Annotated in this window: 13 protein-coding genes; 5 read left to right on the top strand and 8 right to left on the bottom strand. The window is 64.8% G+C overall.

Features of this window, described 5'->3' with window-relative positions:
* The first annotated feature begins 33 nt into the window (after window positions 1-33).
* From QQK18_RS18545 to QQK18_RS18535, 3 genes are read left to right on the top strand one after another with little or no spacing between them, the layout of a single operon-like run.
* Complete coding sequence (locus tag QQK18_RS18545) at window positions 34-1,074, top strand: LacI family DNA-binding transcriptional regulator (protein WP_284341851.1); 1,041 nt, start codon at window positions 34-36, stop codon at window positions 1,072-1,074.
* A gap of 22 nt (window positions 1,075-1,096) precedes the next feature.
* The gene (locus tag QQK18_RS18540) at window positions 1,097-2,155 is read left to right on the top strand and encodes an ABC transporter ATP-binding protein (RefSeq protein ID WP_284341850.1); all 1,059 of its coding nucleotides are present in this window, start codon (window positions 1,097-1,099) and stop codon (window positions 2,153-2,155) included.
* Window positions 2,156-2,163: 8 nt separating this feature from the next.
* Window positions 2,164-4,401: a glycoside hydrolase family 95 protein gene (locus tag QQK18_RS18535; protein ID WP_284341849.1), complete on the top strand. Its 2,238-nt coding sequence runs from the start codon at window positions 2,164-2,166 to the stop codon at window positions 4,399-4,401.
* Between the two features lie 12 nt (window positions 4,402-4,413).
* Here QQK18_RS18535 and QQK18_RS18530 read toward each other — a convergent pair whose 3' ends face one another.
* The 8 genes from QQK18_RS18530 to QQK18_RS18495 are packed head-to-tail and all read right to left on the bottom strand — an operon-like array spanning window position 4,414 to window position 12,993.
* Entirely contained in the window at window positions 4,414-5,853 is a 1,440-nt protein-coding gene (locus tag QQK18_RS18530; RefSeq protein WP_284341848.1) for a carboxylesterase family protein, read from the bottom strand.
* The gene (locus QQK18_RS18525; protein ID WP_284341847.1) at window positions 5,850-6,794 is read right to left on the bottom strand and encodes an ABC transporter ATP-binding protein; all 945 of its coding nucleotides are present in this window, start codon (window positions 6,792-6,794) and stop codon (window positions 5,850-5,852) included. Before QQK18_RS18525 ends, QQK18_RS18530 begins: the two co-directional genes overlap by 4 nt.
* Window positions 6,791-7,810, bottom strand: a complete 1,020-nt coding sequence (locus QQK18_RS18520) for an ABC transporter ATP-binding protein (RefSeq protein WP_284341846.1) — start codon at window positions 7,808-7,810, stop codon at window positions 6,791-6,793. Before QQK18_RS18520 ends, QQK18_RS18525 begins: the two co-directional genes overlap by 4 nt.
* On the bottom strand, window positions 7,807-8,751 hold the full coding sequence (locus tag QQK18_RS18515; protein WP_284341845.1) for an ABC transporter permease: 945 nt from the start codon (window positions 8,749-8,751) through the stop codon (window positions 7,807-7,809). The genes QQK18_RS18520 and QQK18_RS18515 overlap by 4 nt, the downstream gene beginning before the upstream one ends.
* Before the next feature lies 1 nt (window position 8,752).
* A complete protein-coding gene (locus QQK18_RS18510; protein ID WP_284341844.1) occupies window positions 8,753-9,655 on the bottom strand; it encodes an ABC transporter permease in 903 nt (300 codons plus the stop codon).
* Between the two features lie 2 nt (window positions 9,656-9,657).
* On the bottom strand, window positions 9,658-11,229 hold the full coding sequence (locus QQK18_RS18505) for an ABC transporter substrate-binding protein (RefSeq protein ID WP_284341843.1): 1,572 nt from the start codon (window positions 11,227-11,229) through the stop codon (window positions 9,658-9,660).
* A gap of 22 nt (window positions 11,230-11,251) precedes the next feature.
* Complete coding sequence (locus QQK18_RS18500; RefSeq protein WP_348523239.1) at window positions 11,252-11,632, bottom strand: AtuA-related protein; 381 nt, start codon at window positions 11,630-11,632, stop codon at window positions 11,252-11,254.
* The gene (locus tag QQK18_RS18495; RefSeq protein WP_284341842.1) at window positions 11,629-12,993 is read right to left on the bottom strand and encodes an acyclic terpene utilization AtuA family protein; all 1,365 of its coding nucleotides are present in this window, start codon (window positions 12,991-12,993) and stop codon (window positions 11,629-11,631) included. The genes QQK18_RS18500 and QQK18_RS18495 overlap by 4 nt, the downstream gene beginning before the upstream one ends.
* 89 nt (window positions 12,994-13,082) lie before the next feature.
* Here QQK18_RS18495 and QQK18_RS18490 point away from each other — a divergent pair, with 89 nt between their 5' ends.
* Both QQK18_RS18490 and QQK18_RS18485 read left to right on the top strand, forming a co-directional pair.
* The gene (locus tag QQK18_RS18490; RefSeq protein ID WP_284342060.1) at window positions 13,083-13,787 is read left to right on the top strand and encodes a GntR family transcriptional regulator; all 705 of its coding nucleotides are present in this window, start codon (window positions 13,083-13,085) and stop codon (window positions 13,785-13,787) included.
* Between the two features lie 114 nt (window positions 13,788-13,901).
* Window positions 13,902-14,876 (top strand): LacI family DNA-binding transcriptional regulator, encoded by a 975-nt coding sequence (locus QQK18_RS18485; protein WP_284341841.1) that lies wholly within the window; start codon window positions 13,902-13,904, stop codon window positions 14,874-14,876.
* Window positions 14,877-14,911: the final 35 nt, after the last annotated feature.

Here is a 14,911-nt window from a genome sequence, read left to right as displayed (position 1 = left end):
GGTGCGGCCCGTCATCCCAGGACCAGACATGCCATGACCAGCCAGACCGACAATCCCGGACGCACCCGCAAACGCCCGGCGACCATCGTCGATGTCGCCCAGGTGGCGGGCGTGGCGATCGGCACCGTGTCGCGGCATCTCAACGGCCAGCCGGTGCGCGCAGCCAACCGCGACCAGATCGAACGGGCGATCACGGCGCTTGGTTACCGACGCAATTCGACGGCTGTCGCCATGAAGACGGACACCACCCACATCGTCGGCTTCTTTGTACCCTCACTCGGCGAGTTCCATGCCGCGATGCTGGAACAGCTCTCGCGCAAAATGCGCCTGTCCGGGAGGGCCGTGCTGTCTTTCTGTCATGACCTTCAGCCCTCCTCGATTCGCGAAGGCCTCGAATTCTTTGCCTCGCATCGGGTGGATGCGCTGGTTCTGGACGGCGAGGAGGCCATCCGCAATGACCTAATGCCCTATATTGATGAGGGTCTGACGGTGGTGCTCTATGACAACGACATTCCCGGCTTGCCGGTCGATCGAGTCTTTGCCGACAATCGCAAGGCCAGCGCGCGTATCGTCAGTCACCTGCTCGACCTCGGCCACACTCGCGTGGCGACCCTCCACGGAAACCCGCGCGATTCTGCCGGCCGCGAGCGTCTTGCCGGCTACCACGACGCTTTCGCGGCGCACAGCCTGACACCGGACCCATCGCTGATCGTGGACTGCCAATGGCGGGAAATCCGTGGCTATGAAGCCATGCGAGAACTCCTGGCCATGCCCACCCCTCCTACCGCCGTGTTCAGCGCCAACTACAACATGACTCTGGGCCTGCTGACCTACCTGCGAGAAGTCGGCGTGCAAATCCCCCGCGACCTCTCCGTTGTAGGGTTCGACGACGTCCCTGCCCTGCGCCTGCACAATCCTGCCGTGACCGCGGTAGGTCAGCCGATCAGCGAGATGGCTGAGGCCATAGCCAGCATCATAGACACGCGTCTGGCGAACCCTGCGGCAATGGGACGGCACGACGTCAGGATCGACTGCAGCATCATCTTAAGGGACTCGGCCCGACGCATCAGGTAGCGAGGCGGGCAAGGGAGGAAGCATGGCCGGTGTTGGACTGGTAAACGTCAGGAAGAGCTATGGCGCGGTCGAAGTCATCCGCGACTTCAATCTCGACATCGAGGACGGCTCGTTCACCGTGTTCGTCGGCCCGTCCGGCTGCGGAAAATCGACGCTGTTGCGCATGATCGCGGGCCTCGAGGACATCACCGGCGGTGAGATCAGGATCGATGGTCGGCGCGTCAACGATGCCGATCCGATCGAGCGCGGCGTGGCGATGGTCTTCCAGAACTACGCGCTCTACCCGCACATGACCGTCGAGCAGAACATCGGTTTTTCCCTGCGCATGGCAAAGCTCAGTAAGCGCGAGATCGCACAAAGGGTCGCCTCCGCTGCCGCATCGCTTCAGATCGAACCGCTGTTGAAGCGCCGTCCGGCCCAACTCTCCGGCGGCCAACGCCAGCGCGTCGCCATCGGCCGCGCGATCGTACGTGATCCGGAGGTCTTCCTCTTCGACGAGCCGCTCTCCAACCTCGACGCCGAACTGCGCGTGTCGATGCGCGTCGAGATCGCCAAGCTCCACCAGCGGCTAGGGGCGACCATGATCTATGTGACCCACGACCAGACCGAGGCGATGACGCTGGCCGACAAGATCGTGGTGCTGCGGGCCGGCAAGGTCGAGCAGGCCGGATCTCCGCAGGACCTTTACGACAACCCGGCCAATCAGTTCGTCGCCGGTTTCATCGGCTCACCACGCATGAACTTCATCCCCGCCCAACTGCGGTCGGGCAATGCGGCGTTTGCCGGCGGCATCCACACGGTGCCCCTCGACGGCGCCGACCAGGACATCCTCGTCGGTGTGCGGCCGGAGCATTTCCGCGTTGGCGGGGACGCGGCAGACGTCGATCTCAAGGTCGATGTGGTCGAGAATTTGGGCGGCACCCGCTATCTCTACGGCGCCCTACCCGATGGCACCCAACTCGTCGTCGAGGCGCGCGACGAGCACGGCATCAAGGCGGGCGACCGCGTTCCCCTCGGTTTCGCGCAGCGCCGGCCCCTCTTCTTCAACACCTCCGGCCAGCGCCTCGCCGACCTCTCTTAGGCAGTTTCATGATTGATCATCTCTTGTGGTACCGCAGCCCTGCTGCGGAATGGACTGACGCGCTGCCGCTCGGCAACGGGCGGCTGGGTGCCATGGTCTTCGGTGGCGTTGTTCGCGACGAGTTTCAGCTCAACGAAGACACGCTCTGGTCCGGCGGACCCTATGTGGCGGTGAATCCCGAAGCGTACCGCCATCTCGAGACGGTTCGCGAACTGATCTTTGCCGGCTGCTACGCCGAGGCGCAGGATGTTGCCAACGTCCATCTGATGGGCCGGCCATACCTGCAGACCTCCTATCAGCCGGCAGGTCGCCTGCTGCTCGGTTTCGATCACGCGACGCTGTTCTCGGACTACCGACGCAGCCTCGACCTCAAACGGGCCCTTGCAACCACCACCTACACCGCCGACGGCGTCGCCTTCCGCCGCGAGAGCTTCGTGTCGGCGGCTGATGGCGTGCTGGTCATCCGCGTCACGGCTGACCGACCAGGGTCGGTCTCCTTCGGCGCCGAATTCGTCAGCGAACAGCCGGGAGCCGTCCATGTTGAGGGCAATGCGCTGCACTTCGACGGGCGCAATCGGGCCGAAGTCGGAATTCCTGGAAAGCTCCGATGGGCGCTTGACGCACGGGTGCTGAATGAGGGCGGCGCGATCAGTACCGAGGCCGACCGGCTGGTCGTCGCCGGAGTGGACAACGCCACGATCCTGCTCGACATCGCCACCAGCTTCCGCCGCTTCGACGACGTTTCGGGCGACCCGCAAACCGATGTCGCCACCCGGCTCGATGCCGCCGCGGTCAAGTCGTATGACGAACTGCTCGCCAATCATCTGGCGGCCCATGGCGCTCTTTACGATCGCTTCGATATCGATCTCGACCGCACGCAAGCAGCCGATCAACCGACCGACCTGCGCATTGCCGGGTTCACGGCGGGCGACGATCCAGACCTGGCCGCGCTCTACGTGCGGTTCGGGCGGTACCTCGCCATCGCATCCAGCCGCCCCGGGACCCAACCGGCAAACCTGCAGGGCATCTGGAACAAGGAGATCCGCCCGCCTTGGGGCAGCAAATATACGTCCAACATCAATGTGCAGATGAACTACTGGCTGCCCGACGTGGCCAACCTTGGCGACTGCGTCGAACCGCTGGTCAGGATGGTAGAGGAACTGGCGGTGACTGGCGCCAAAATCGCGCGAGCGCACTACAGCGCGCGCGGCTGGGTGCTGCACCACAATACCGACCTTTGGCGCGCCACCGGCCCGGTCGATGGGGCGCAATGGGGGCTGTGGCCGACGGGCGGTGCGTGGCTGTGCGCTCAGCTTTGGGACCATGCGCGGTTCGCCGGCTTTCCCGAGGCACTAGTCGAACGGCTCTACCCCCTCCTTGCCGGGGCCAGCCGGTTTTTCATCGACACCCTGGTTCAACTGCCGGGGACCGAGTTCCTGGTCACAGCTCCCTCCGTGTCTCCGGAAAACGTCCATCCGCACGGCTCCTCCCTCTGTGCCGGCCCGACCATGGACAACCAGATCCTGCGCGACCTGTTCGCCGCCACCATTGCCGCGGCCCATCGCCTGGACCGAGACCACGAGCTTGCCGAGAAACTGATGGCCATCAGCGCCCGGCTGCCAGCCGATCGCATCGGCGCTCAGGGCCAGTTGCAGGAATGGCCGGAGGATTGGGATGCCGATGTGCCGGAGATCCACCATCGCCACGTTTCGCACCTCTATGGTGTCTACCCCTCACTTCAGATCAGCCCCGAACGCACACCTGAGCTCGCCTTGGCGGCGCGCCGCTCACTCGAGATCCGCGGCGACGACGCCACCGGCTGGGGTATCGGCTGGCGGATCAATCTGTGGGCGCGTTTGGGCGACGGTGACCGAGCCCATAGCGTCCTGGCCCGCCTCCTCCATCCGGAACGATCGTATCGCAACCTCTTTGACGCACACCCGCCGTTTCAAATCGACGGGAATTTCGGTGGCGCAGCGGGAATTCTCGAAATGCTGGTCCAGTCGGACGAGGAGCAGATCCGTCTCCTGCCCGCTTGCCCGAAGCGATGGACGAGCGGCGCCATTCGCGGTGTGCGAGCCCGCGGCGGCGTCGAGTTGGACTTCGGCTGGGCGGAAGGCAGCCTCACTGCCCTGACCGTCCGCGCCATGCAGCCCTATACAGGGTCCATCAGTCACCGAGGCAGCGTTCTCGCAAGTCAGTTGCCCGCAGGAGAGACGCTCGTTCTGGGAAGCCCCACCAGTTGAGTACTCATCGCGTCAGGGCCAGTGCCGGATGAAGGCCCCAGCGCCATAGGACTGCCAGCCGGGCTCACCCGTGGCTGCGAAGCGGATGAGCGCGGCGCTCATGTCCGTGGCCAGGCACGCGGCTGCCGGATCTCCGTCCGCGAGCGGAAATCGTTCCGGACTGGCGCTGTCGAGAACAAAGGGTTCGTCGAACCCATGAGCCGCCCCTAGTCGGCCGCCTTCGAACTTCGGAACCCAGCGGAACTCATAGGCGAAACCTATACCGCCACTCTCGGCATGCGTGGCAAGCGTGCGCAGTGCCGGATCGCGGTAGATGGCGCGCGACAGGAAGATTTCCTCATATGCCGTGTAGGATAATCCAGGTTCTTCAGCCTCCAAGCTAACCAGTTGCCGTTCAGCGTCCTCCGGCCGGAACCGCTCGATCGACGCCAGCAGCGCCGGCCTGTCTGCCACCTCGGGCATCATGCCCGACGCGTACCACATGCGGGCTTCGTCACGAGACCATCCCGCGACCAATCCGTGATATCGGAATTGCCCGCCGGCCAGGCCCTCGAGAGGGTGTCGTTGCAGGCTGGCCCCGTCGAGCACGATGCCGAAGGTGCGCCGCCCGCCCTGCGCATTGCGCTCGCCGAGATGCGTGGCGAGCACTTTGCCCTGCGCCGCGAGGATGTCGTCCAGCGCAAGCGCCTGCAATGCCTCCACGTTGCCGGGCTGCACGCCCACCTGATCGAGAAAATCGGCGGCCAGCGCTGTTGCGGTTTCCGGCGCGATGAGGCGGCTGGCCGGCCCGCTCATCAGCCAGGCGCGCCGGTAAAGATCGGCTACGCCGTCGACGCCGAACAGCGCGGCGATGGTGAATGACCCCGAAGACATGCCGACCACGGTGACGTTGTCGGGGTCGCCGCCGAATGCAGCGATATTGTCGCGGACCCATTCCAGCGCGGCGATGAGGTCGAGCATGCCGCGATTGGCGGCGGCATAGTCGGGGCCGAAGACCTCGCCCAGGTGGAGGAAACCCAACGCCCCGACCCGCATGTTCGGGCGCACCAGCACTACATTGCCGCGCCGAGCAAAGCCGGCTTCGTCATGGAAGGTGCCGTGAGCCGAACCACCTTGGAAGCCGCCACCGAATGCGTGGACGATCACCGGCCGCCGGCCATCGTCGGCAGCGGGGGTGTAGACGTTGAGATTGAGACAATCCTCGCCGGTCTCGAAACCGGCGCCACGAGGGGCCCAGTCGGGTCTGGGGTGCAGGGTCTGCGGCGGTGCAAAGCGATGACGCGAGGCATCGACGAGGCCGTGGTTCTCGTAGGGTGCCGGCGGCTTGAAGCGCAGGTGTCTGATCGGCGGTTCGGCATAGCGAATCCCAAGGAAGCGCGCGCCGGCATCGTTCTTTAGGCCGCGATAGGTCGCTTCTCGGCTGCTGGCATCGACGACGGTGCTTCCGGTCATGCCGCCTTCGCCTCATCGAGCAGGTGGCAGGCAGCTTTCTGGCCGTTGCCGATGTCGCGCATTAGGGGCTTTTCGATTGCGCACCGTTCGAACGCGCTCGGGCAGCGGGTGCGGAAGGCGCAGCCGCTGGGCACGGCATGGGCGCTGGGTATCTCGCCCTTGAGGCGAGCGCGTTTCCCGGCGCCCTTGCCTGGCGCGGAGGCGAGCAGAGCCTGGGTGTAGGGGTGAGCGGGCGCGCCATAGATGTGCTCACGCGGCCCCTGCTCTACGATCTCGCCGAGATACATGACGGCAATCTCGTCGCACATGAACTGCACCACGCGCAGGTCGTGCGAGATGAAGAGCATTGTGGTGCCATGCTTGTCCTGCAGGTCGCGCAGGAGGTTGAGCACCTGGGCTTGCACCGAAACGTCGAGTGCGCTCACCGGTTCGTCGGCGACGATAAGTTCGGGATTGGTTGAGAGCGCTCGGGCGATGGCGATGCGCTGGCGCTGGCCGCCGGAGAATTCGTGTGGATAGCGGTCGAGCGCGGTGCGCGGCATGCTGATTTCGGCGAGCAGGCGTTCGGCCGTGCGCAGGTGTTCGGCGGGGGAACCGATGCCGTGGACGAGTTGCGGCTCGGTCAGCGTGTCGCGGATGCTCATGCGCGGATTGAGCGAGCCGAAGGGGTCCTGGAAGATCATCTGCATATGCCGCCGCTCGCGGCGCAGATCCCCGGGCGAGAGCCCCGCCAGATCGCGGCCACGGAAGCGGATGGTGCCGTCGGTGGGCTCGACGAGCCGCAGCACCAGGCGCGCAGTCGTTGACTTGCCCGAGCCCGACTCGCCGACAAGCCCGAACGTCTTGCCGCGCGGGATTGAGAAGGTCACGTCTCGAACCGCTTTGACGGCCTTGAACGACTTGGAAAGGCCGGAAACGGCGAGCATCGGTTCGCTGGTCATGCAGATGGCTCCAGTGGATGCCAGCAGCGCGCTTCCGTACTGCCGTGAAGCTCGAGGGCCGGGCGTGTGCGACATTGCGCATCGACCCGGTTGCAGCGCGGAGCAAAACGGCAACCTGGCGGCCACTGGCCGACCGGCGGCACTGTGCCAAGAATGGGCGTCAGCCGCGTGCGGCCATCGTCGTGGTCCGGTACGGCATCGATCAGTCCGCGGGCATAAGGGTGAGCGGGGCTGCGCACGATATCGGCGCTGAGACCGCGTTCGACCACGTCGCCGGCATACATAACCACGGCGCGGTCGCAGAAATCCCCCACCACTTCGAGGTCATGAGTGATGAACAGCATTGCGAGGTCGAGCTCGCGGCGCATGTCGTCGAGGAGGTCGAGAACCTGAGCCTGGATTGTGACATCGAGGGCGGTGGTCGGCTCGTCGGCGATGACGAGCGACGGCCCACAGGAGATTGCGAGCGCGATCATCACGCGCTGGCGCATGCCGCCCGAGAGTTCGTGCACGTAGCCCTTGAGGATGTCGCGGGCTCGGGGAATGCCGACGCGGTCGAGCAGTTGCGCCGCCCGGCTCGTCGCTTCGGCATGGCTGAGCCCCAGATTGTGCCTCAGCGTATCCGTCATCTGCCGCCCGATGCTGAGCGTTGGATGCAGCGCCGTCATCGGCTCCTGAAAGATGAACCCCATGTGCCGGCCGCAGAGCTTGCGTCGCGCCCTTGGCGACAGGCCGGAAATGGCTTGGCCGTTGAGGGTGATGGTGCCGCCGATCTCGGCATTGTCCGGGGCGATGCCCATAATGGCGCTGGCGGTGATGGACTTGCCGCAGCCGCTCTCGCCGACCAGCGCGACCGCCTCGCCTTGCCGGATGGCAAAGGAAACGTCGGTGACGATGGGCAGCAGGCCGTCTGCATTGCGCAAGGAGAGGCTCAGCCCCTCAACCTCCAGCACGATCCTGGTATCGAGGGCGGGCGACGCCCGGTCGGCCGGCAGCGATGCGATGTGCGCGGTCATTGGTAGCGTATCCGGGGGTCGAGAATGGCGTAGATCACGTCGATGGCGAGGTTGAGCACGGCCAGCACCAGCGAGATGGTGAGCACCCCGCCTTCGACGAGCGGATAGTCGCGCCGGCCGACCGCTTCGACCAGCATGCGCCCGAGGCCCGGCAGGGCGAAAATGATCTCGATGGCGACAGCACCGCCCAGCATGTAGCCGGCCGAGAGACCCGCCACGGTCACCACCGGCATGGCGGCGGTGCGCATTGCGTAGCGGCCGATGACGGTGCTCTCGGGCAGGCCCTGGGCGCGGGCGGTGGTGATGTAGGGCTCGTTGAGCACGTCGAGCATGGAAGAGCGCATCATGCGGGTCATCAGTGCCGATTGGCGCACACCGAGCGCCAGGGCCGGCAGGAAGATGGTCGCGCCAAAGGCTACGATGCCGGCCGACGGCGGGTTGTAGCCGGCGACCGGGAACCAGCGCAGGGTTACAGCGAAGATGAAGATCAGCAGCAGAGCAAACCAGAACTCGGGCAGCGAGATGCCGAGCACGGCGGTGGTGACCACGCCTCGATCGATCGGCTTATTGCGGTTCATCGCCGTAACGAGGCCCAGCGTGATGCCGATGATGACCGCGAGGGTCAGCGCCACCAGGGTGAGCAGGATCGTAACGCCCGCATAGCGCGGGATGATCTGCATGACCGGCTCGCGGAAGAAGATCGAGTTGCCCAGATCGAGCGTGACGATGCCCTTGAGCCAGAGCAGGAACTGGATCCAGATAGGCTGGTCGAGACCGAGTTGAGACCGCAGCGCGGCGATCTGCTCGGCGGTCGCCTGGTCGCCCAGCATCATGCCGGCCGGATCGCCGGGCGAAAGGCGCAGCAGGAGAAAGACCAGGATAAGCGGCACGAAGATCGTGGGCAGGATCAGGAGGAACCGCTTTCCAAGATAGCGCAGCATGTCAGCGCCTCCGTGCCAGGCGCGGGTCGAGGATATCGCGCAGGCTGTCGCCCAGAAGGTTGAGGGCCAGAATGGTCAGCATCAGCGCAAGGCCGGGAAACAGCACGATCCACGGCGCCTGGGCGATATAGTTGCGCGCTTCGGTGAGCGCATTGCCCCAGCTCAGTTCCTTGGGACCAATGCCGACGCCGATGAAGCTGAGACCGGCTTCACCCAGCACAGCCGCCGAGAAGATGAAGGAGGCCTGCACCAGGATCGGCGAGCTGACGGCCGGCAGGATATAGCGCGTGAAGAGGCGCAGTGTCGGTACGCCGACCGAACGGGCGGCCTCGATCATCTGCAGCTCGCGCACCACCAGAACCTGCCCGCGCACAATGCGCAGCGAAGGGGCAATCAGAACAATCGAGAGCGCGGTGATAACTGTGGTCATCGATGGCCCCAGGATGCCCGCCGCGGCCGTCGCCAGCACGATGCCGGGAAAGGCCATCAGCCCATCGACGAGCCGCATCAGCACCACGTCCACGTGGCGGTAGAATCCGGAGATGGCGCCCAAAGCAACGGCAATGGACATGGAAATGACGGTGACCACCAGCCCCACGAAGAGCGACGTCCGCCCGCCGTGCAGGACCATGTCGAACATGTCGCGGCCGAGATTGTCGGTCCCGAAGAAGTGCTCGGCGCCGGGTGCTATGAAACGGTCGGCAGGGCTCACCTTGAGCGGATTGCCCGGCGCGAGGACAGGCGCCAGGATTGCGCTTAAGCCGAGGACCACCAGCATGACGACGGAGGTCATGGCCGTGGGGTTGGTCAGCAGCCGCTGCCACACCGTCTTGTTGGTGGTGACGAAGGATTCTTCGTCACCACCGGGCAGGCGGTCGGGAGATGTCGCCTGGATGATGCTCATCGTCAGTCCTGCGGCGGCGGGGCGACGTTGTAGTAATCGCCCGCCCGGGCTGGAACGCGGGCTGGGTTTCCGACTCCCGCGCGGATGCCGTACATGTTGGCTTCCGTGCCGTACTTGATGAACGGGAACTGGTCATAGGCCAGCGTATGGATCTTCTCGAAGATCGCCTTGCGCTCGTCCGGATCGATCGTCGTTGCGATCTGCTGCATCAGGTCCAGTTTCTCGGGATCTTCCCAGAATCCGGGATAGCTGGCGTTGAGATAGGCGATCGAGGTGGGATCGACATAGGTCGGCAGGAAGCTGGAGAAAGCGTCCATCTGCGTGGCATCGGCTCGGGCCTGGATGTAGTTGGCCATGGGCGATTCCACGATCTCGACAGTGATTCCGTATTCCTCGAGCTGCTGGGAAGCGGTGATCGCGGTCAGGTAGTGCTTCTGGTACTGCTCGGATGCCACCAGCCAACGGATCGGTTCGCCGTTGTAGTCCGAGGCTTCGAGATATTCGCGCACCTTGTCGGGTTGGGGGGTGCCGAAACCCTCCGGAACGCCGGCGGTGGTGTACCAGAAGGAGTTGGGATCGGGGATCCAGCTCGGATCGAGCGTATAGAACTCCGGGTTGCCCACTGACGCCAGCATCATGGGTTCCATCTCGAGGGCATAGTAGATCGCCCGGCGCAGATTGACGTCAGCGGCCACGCCCTCCTTGGTGTTGAACACCACGGTCAGCGACTGGTTGTTCGGGACGACGACCGCTTCGGTGTTCGGGTCGTTCTGCAGTGCGTCATAAAAATCGCTGGGCAGTTCATTGGCGATGTCGATCTCGCCGGTAATCAGCGAATCGCGGCGTACCGATGCTTCGGGCATCAGGCGGAAGACGATCTCATTGGCATAAGCATGCTTCTTGCCGGAGGCGCCGGAGGTGGGTTCGCTGCGGGCTGCGTACTCCTCCCAGCGGGTCATGGTGACACCCTGGTCGGGCTGATACTCGGTCAGCACGTAGGGCCCGGTGCAGTCGAGGCCGCGGGTCGCCTCTGTCGGCGAGGCGCCTTCCAGCGAGGCCGAGGACATGATGACCGCCTGGGTGCCCGCCAGCAGGCCCGGCACGATCGGCGAGGGCGAGGCAAGCTCGAACACCACCGTCCGCTCGTCCGGCGCGGTGATGGCGTCCACCGTCCCCTTGAACGCCGCCCCGATGCCGGCGGCCTCACGGAAGCGCTCGAGCGAAGCGACGACATCGGCCGAGGTGAGTGCGGCGCCCGAGTGGAATTTGAGACCTTCGCGCAGAACGATGGTCAGCGTCGTCCCGTCTTCGCCGTATTCGAAGCTTTCCGCGAGCATCGGCTGAGGCGTCCAGGTCTCATCGAGCCCGAACAATCCCTCGCAAACGACACCCGCCGTCGCCCAGTTGGTGCCGAAGGTGGTGACCACCGGATCGGGCGATGGTGCCATTTGCGAGATGCCGATGCGCAGCGTGCCGCCCTGCGGAAACTCCTGCGCCAGGGACGGCATCGATGCGACGACCGCCAGCGATGAGCCGGCGAGCAGAACGCGACGCAAACCTGAGTTGACTCTCATTTCTATTCCTCCCTTGTCGCCCTTAGCGGGCGGATTGCAGTGCGGGCTTGAGCGATGCGCCCTCCCCCGGTTCGACCGGCACGCGGACGTCGAGCCCGAGCACGAGATAGGACAGGCACTTGCCGTGCGTATCGACGGCAAGGCTGGAATTGACGCCGCCTTCGAGTGCGTCCTCGATGACGAAGTTGAGCGCGTTGAGGCGCGGCAGCTCGTAGCGCGTGACACGGGTGACGTTGCGATGGGCGAAGAGCGCAGCCACCCGCTCGCTCGTGACCTCAGCCAGGAGCACGGGCCAGTGATGCGCCTCATAGGCGATGACGTTGACGTTGAGCCGGTTGCCCTTGTCGCCGGAGCGACCATGGGCGATCTCGTGCAACTTGAAGACGCGCACCGGCAGGTTCACGAGCCGCCTCCTGCGAACTGGAACGACGATCGGACGAGGTCCCGCGGAACCATGTGGGAGAGCGTTCGCACCTGGGGCCTCACGCTCTGGCGCACGCCGCCACCGCCGGCTGGGCCGCAGCAATAGAGCGCGTTGACCTCCTGCACCGCCCGCTCGACCTCGCGCTGGGAGGGCGCGCCGAAGGCGAAGCGGACGCGATAGTCGCCGGCTGTCGCGCCATCGAAGTCCGCCAGCAGCGCGCCGTCATCGGAGTCGAAGGCGCTGACCGTGCCAATGACGTCGGCTCTGTGGCGGACCGGCAGACCGCGTAACCGCAGACGCTCGTTGATGGTGGTGATGGCGAGGCGTGCACGTGCCAGAGCGTTGGGCCCGGCATAGGAAATCTCAGCCTCGCCCAGCCAGTCGCCATAAAAGCTCACGGTGGCCTTGAGCCGCACCGGGGCCGGATGGCCCCTGGCGCCGGTGACTCTCACGCGATCGGGGGCGACCTGCTCGAGCTCGACCTTGGTGATATCGAGGGTCACGTCGGGAGTCAGATAGGCAGCGGGATCGTGCACCTCATAAAGCAGCTGCTCCTTGACGGTGCGCAGGTCGACGAGCCCGCCGGTACCCTCGGCCTTGGTGACGACGAAGCTGCCGTCTGCTTCGACCTCGGCGATCGGAAAGCCGATATTTGCGGTGTCGGGAACGTCCTTGACGCCGGGATCGGCAAAGAACCCCCCGGAGACCTGCGAGCCGCATTCGAGCAGATGGCCCACCAGGGTGCCGGCGGCGATGCGATCCAGGTCGTCCCAAGACCAGCCGAAATGGGCAACGAGCGGTCCAAGGGCGAGTGCCGGATCCGCTACGCGCCCGGTCACCACGATCTGGGCTCCGGCTCGAATGGCATCGGCAATGGCGGCGGCGCCGAGATAGGCGTTGATGGCAATCACATCGCCGTCGAAATCCGCCACGCGCCCGTCGCCATCCCAGCGCTCGGTCTGCGACAGATCGATCCGTCCGAGGAGGTCGTCGCCGCCGACCACGGCAATGCGCGGCTCATCGTGGCCCAGGCGGCAGGCAAGGGCCTGAATGGACGCGGCGGCGGCCGGAGGGTTGGCGGCGCCGAAATTGCCCACGATGACGATACCGTCGGCAATGCATTGAGCAAGGATCGGCTCGAGCAGGTCCTCGAGCAGTGGTTCATATCCACGTTGTGGATCCTGCTTCTTGGCGATCTGTCCCAGCGCCAGCGTGCGCTCGCCGAGGGTCTCGAAAATGATGGCACCGCCCTCACCCGCTGCAGCCATGGCGGCCACGACGGACTGAGGTGCATCGATGCGATCGCCGGAAAAGCCGGCGCCACTACCAATCCGATACACGCAATTCCTCCCTCGTCGGTATAATCATCGTTATTATTATCGATAATGTCAACGATGATTGTGAGGTTGAGGAAACATGGCTAGTGTTGATGCGCAAAGAAGCGGGATTCGGAACCTTGATGCGGGTAGCCAAATCATTGTCGGACCAGACGAAAAGCTGGGATGCCGTTTATCGGGAGCTGCAAAGGCAGATCATCGCCGGCCAGTTACGTCCGCGCGAAAGGCTGGTCGAGGACGAGATCATCGAACGCGCAGGTGCGACTCGCCACGCCGTGCGGCGCGCGTTCGACGAACTGGAGCGGATGGGCCTCGTCGTGCGCCAGCCCAATAAGGGCGTACAAGTGCGCGACTATTCAATCCCCGAGATTGAGGAACTTTACGAGATCCGCGAATGCCTGGAGACGCGCGCGGCGACCCATTTCGACCGACCGGCCGACCCGGAGTTGGTCGCGCAATTGACTGACATCGCCACTCGTCACCGCGCCGCATCGCGCGAGCAGCGTTTCGGTGAAGTGTTCTCGCTCAACAACAGCTTTCACGAAGTGCTTTACAGGGCTGCCGGCAATCAGCAATTAGCCGAAGCCATTATCCACTATACCTTCGCCACCCACCCCATCCGCACGCGCGCCTTTCCCAACGAGGAACTGCGCGAGATCGCCATCGCTGAGCATTTCGACATGATCGACGCGATCGCCAAGGGTCAAGGCGATCGGCTTGCCGGAATCGTGCGCAATCACATCCAGCGGCCGAAGGAATTCTACCTGAAAGCCACCTACATCCAGGACACGCTCTGAGCCGATGATTCGTTGACGCCCAGCGGGATCGGTATTAGCGTCGTCTTACTTAAACGTTTAAGTGCGCTCCGGTAGTTGATGATCGTCCCCTTTCGACCTCCTACGATTGCCGACGTGGCTCGCCGCGCGAATGTGTCGGCGGCGACGGTTTCCTATGTGCTGAGCGGCAGGCAGGATCAGCGCATCAGCGCTGAGACGCGCGAGCGCATTGCGCAGGCCGTGACGGAACTGGGCTACGTGCAGAACCAGATCGCACGCCAATTACGGTTGCGCCGCACCAAGCGCATCTGCGTGCTCCTGCCCCAAATCGGCATTCCGTTTGCCGACAACATCGCACAAGACGTCGAGGCGGCCGTCCGGCAGCGCGGGTATACTTCGGTCGTGGTGGTCGGCCGCAGCTACGACATGTGTCGCCAGCTCGTGCTCGACGTCGAGGCGGGGCTTGCCGACGGCATCGTCGCCGAGGTCGAGCAGTTCAGCGCACACCAGATTTCCGAACTCTTCGAGCCGGTGGCGAGAGCCCAGAAAGCAGCCCTGCTGCTGCATCCGACCATGGAGCCGGATACGTTCTCGACGGTGCGACAGGCGCGCCTGCCTGCTTTCAAGGCGATGCTCGAGCGGCTCCACGAGAGCGGCCGGCGCAGTTTCGCCTATATCCGGCACGGGCAATCGGATGATGCGCACCGGTCCGAGACCCTGCAAAGCTTCCTGTCATCCAAGGGACTAGCGGCAGCGCCGGTCGTCACAGGGGCCGAAACGCGCGACAGCGCGGTCGACGCGGCCTTGATCCTCCTCACCCGGGAGCAGCGCCCCGACGCACTGCTGGTGCAGTCGGACTTCAGCGCCGTCGCCATCATTCAGGCCCTCCACCGCCGCGGAATCCGCGTGCCGGAAGACGTCGCCATCGCCGGCTCGGGCAACGCTGAAGAGGGCCGGCACTGCTTCCCGCAGCTCACCACCATCGGGCCGCGGCGTCCTTCGCTGGCAACGGCCGTCGACCACCTGCTCGATGAGATCGAAGGCAAGACCGACGGACGCGCCCAGACATTCGAGATTCCATGGTCGGTCATCGCAAGGGAGAGCGCCTGACCAACCGCTGGCAGACGACCAAAGAGGAGGAAACA

The sequence above is a fragment of the Devosia nitrariae genome (genome assembly GCF_030160115.1).
GTDB lineage: Bacteria > Pseudomonadota > Alphaproteobacteria > Rhizobiales > Devosiaceae > Devosia > Devosia nitrariae.
The sequence above is the reverse complement of the archived record's forward strand: the minus strand, read 5'-3'. Positions and strand labels throughout refer to the sequence as shown.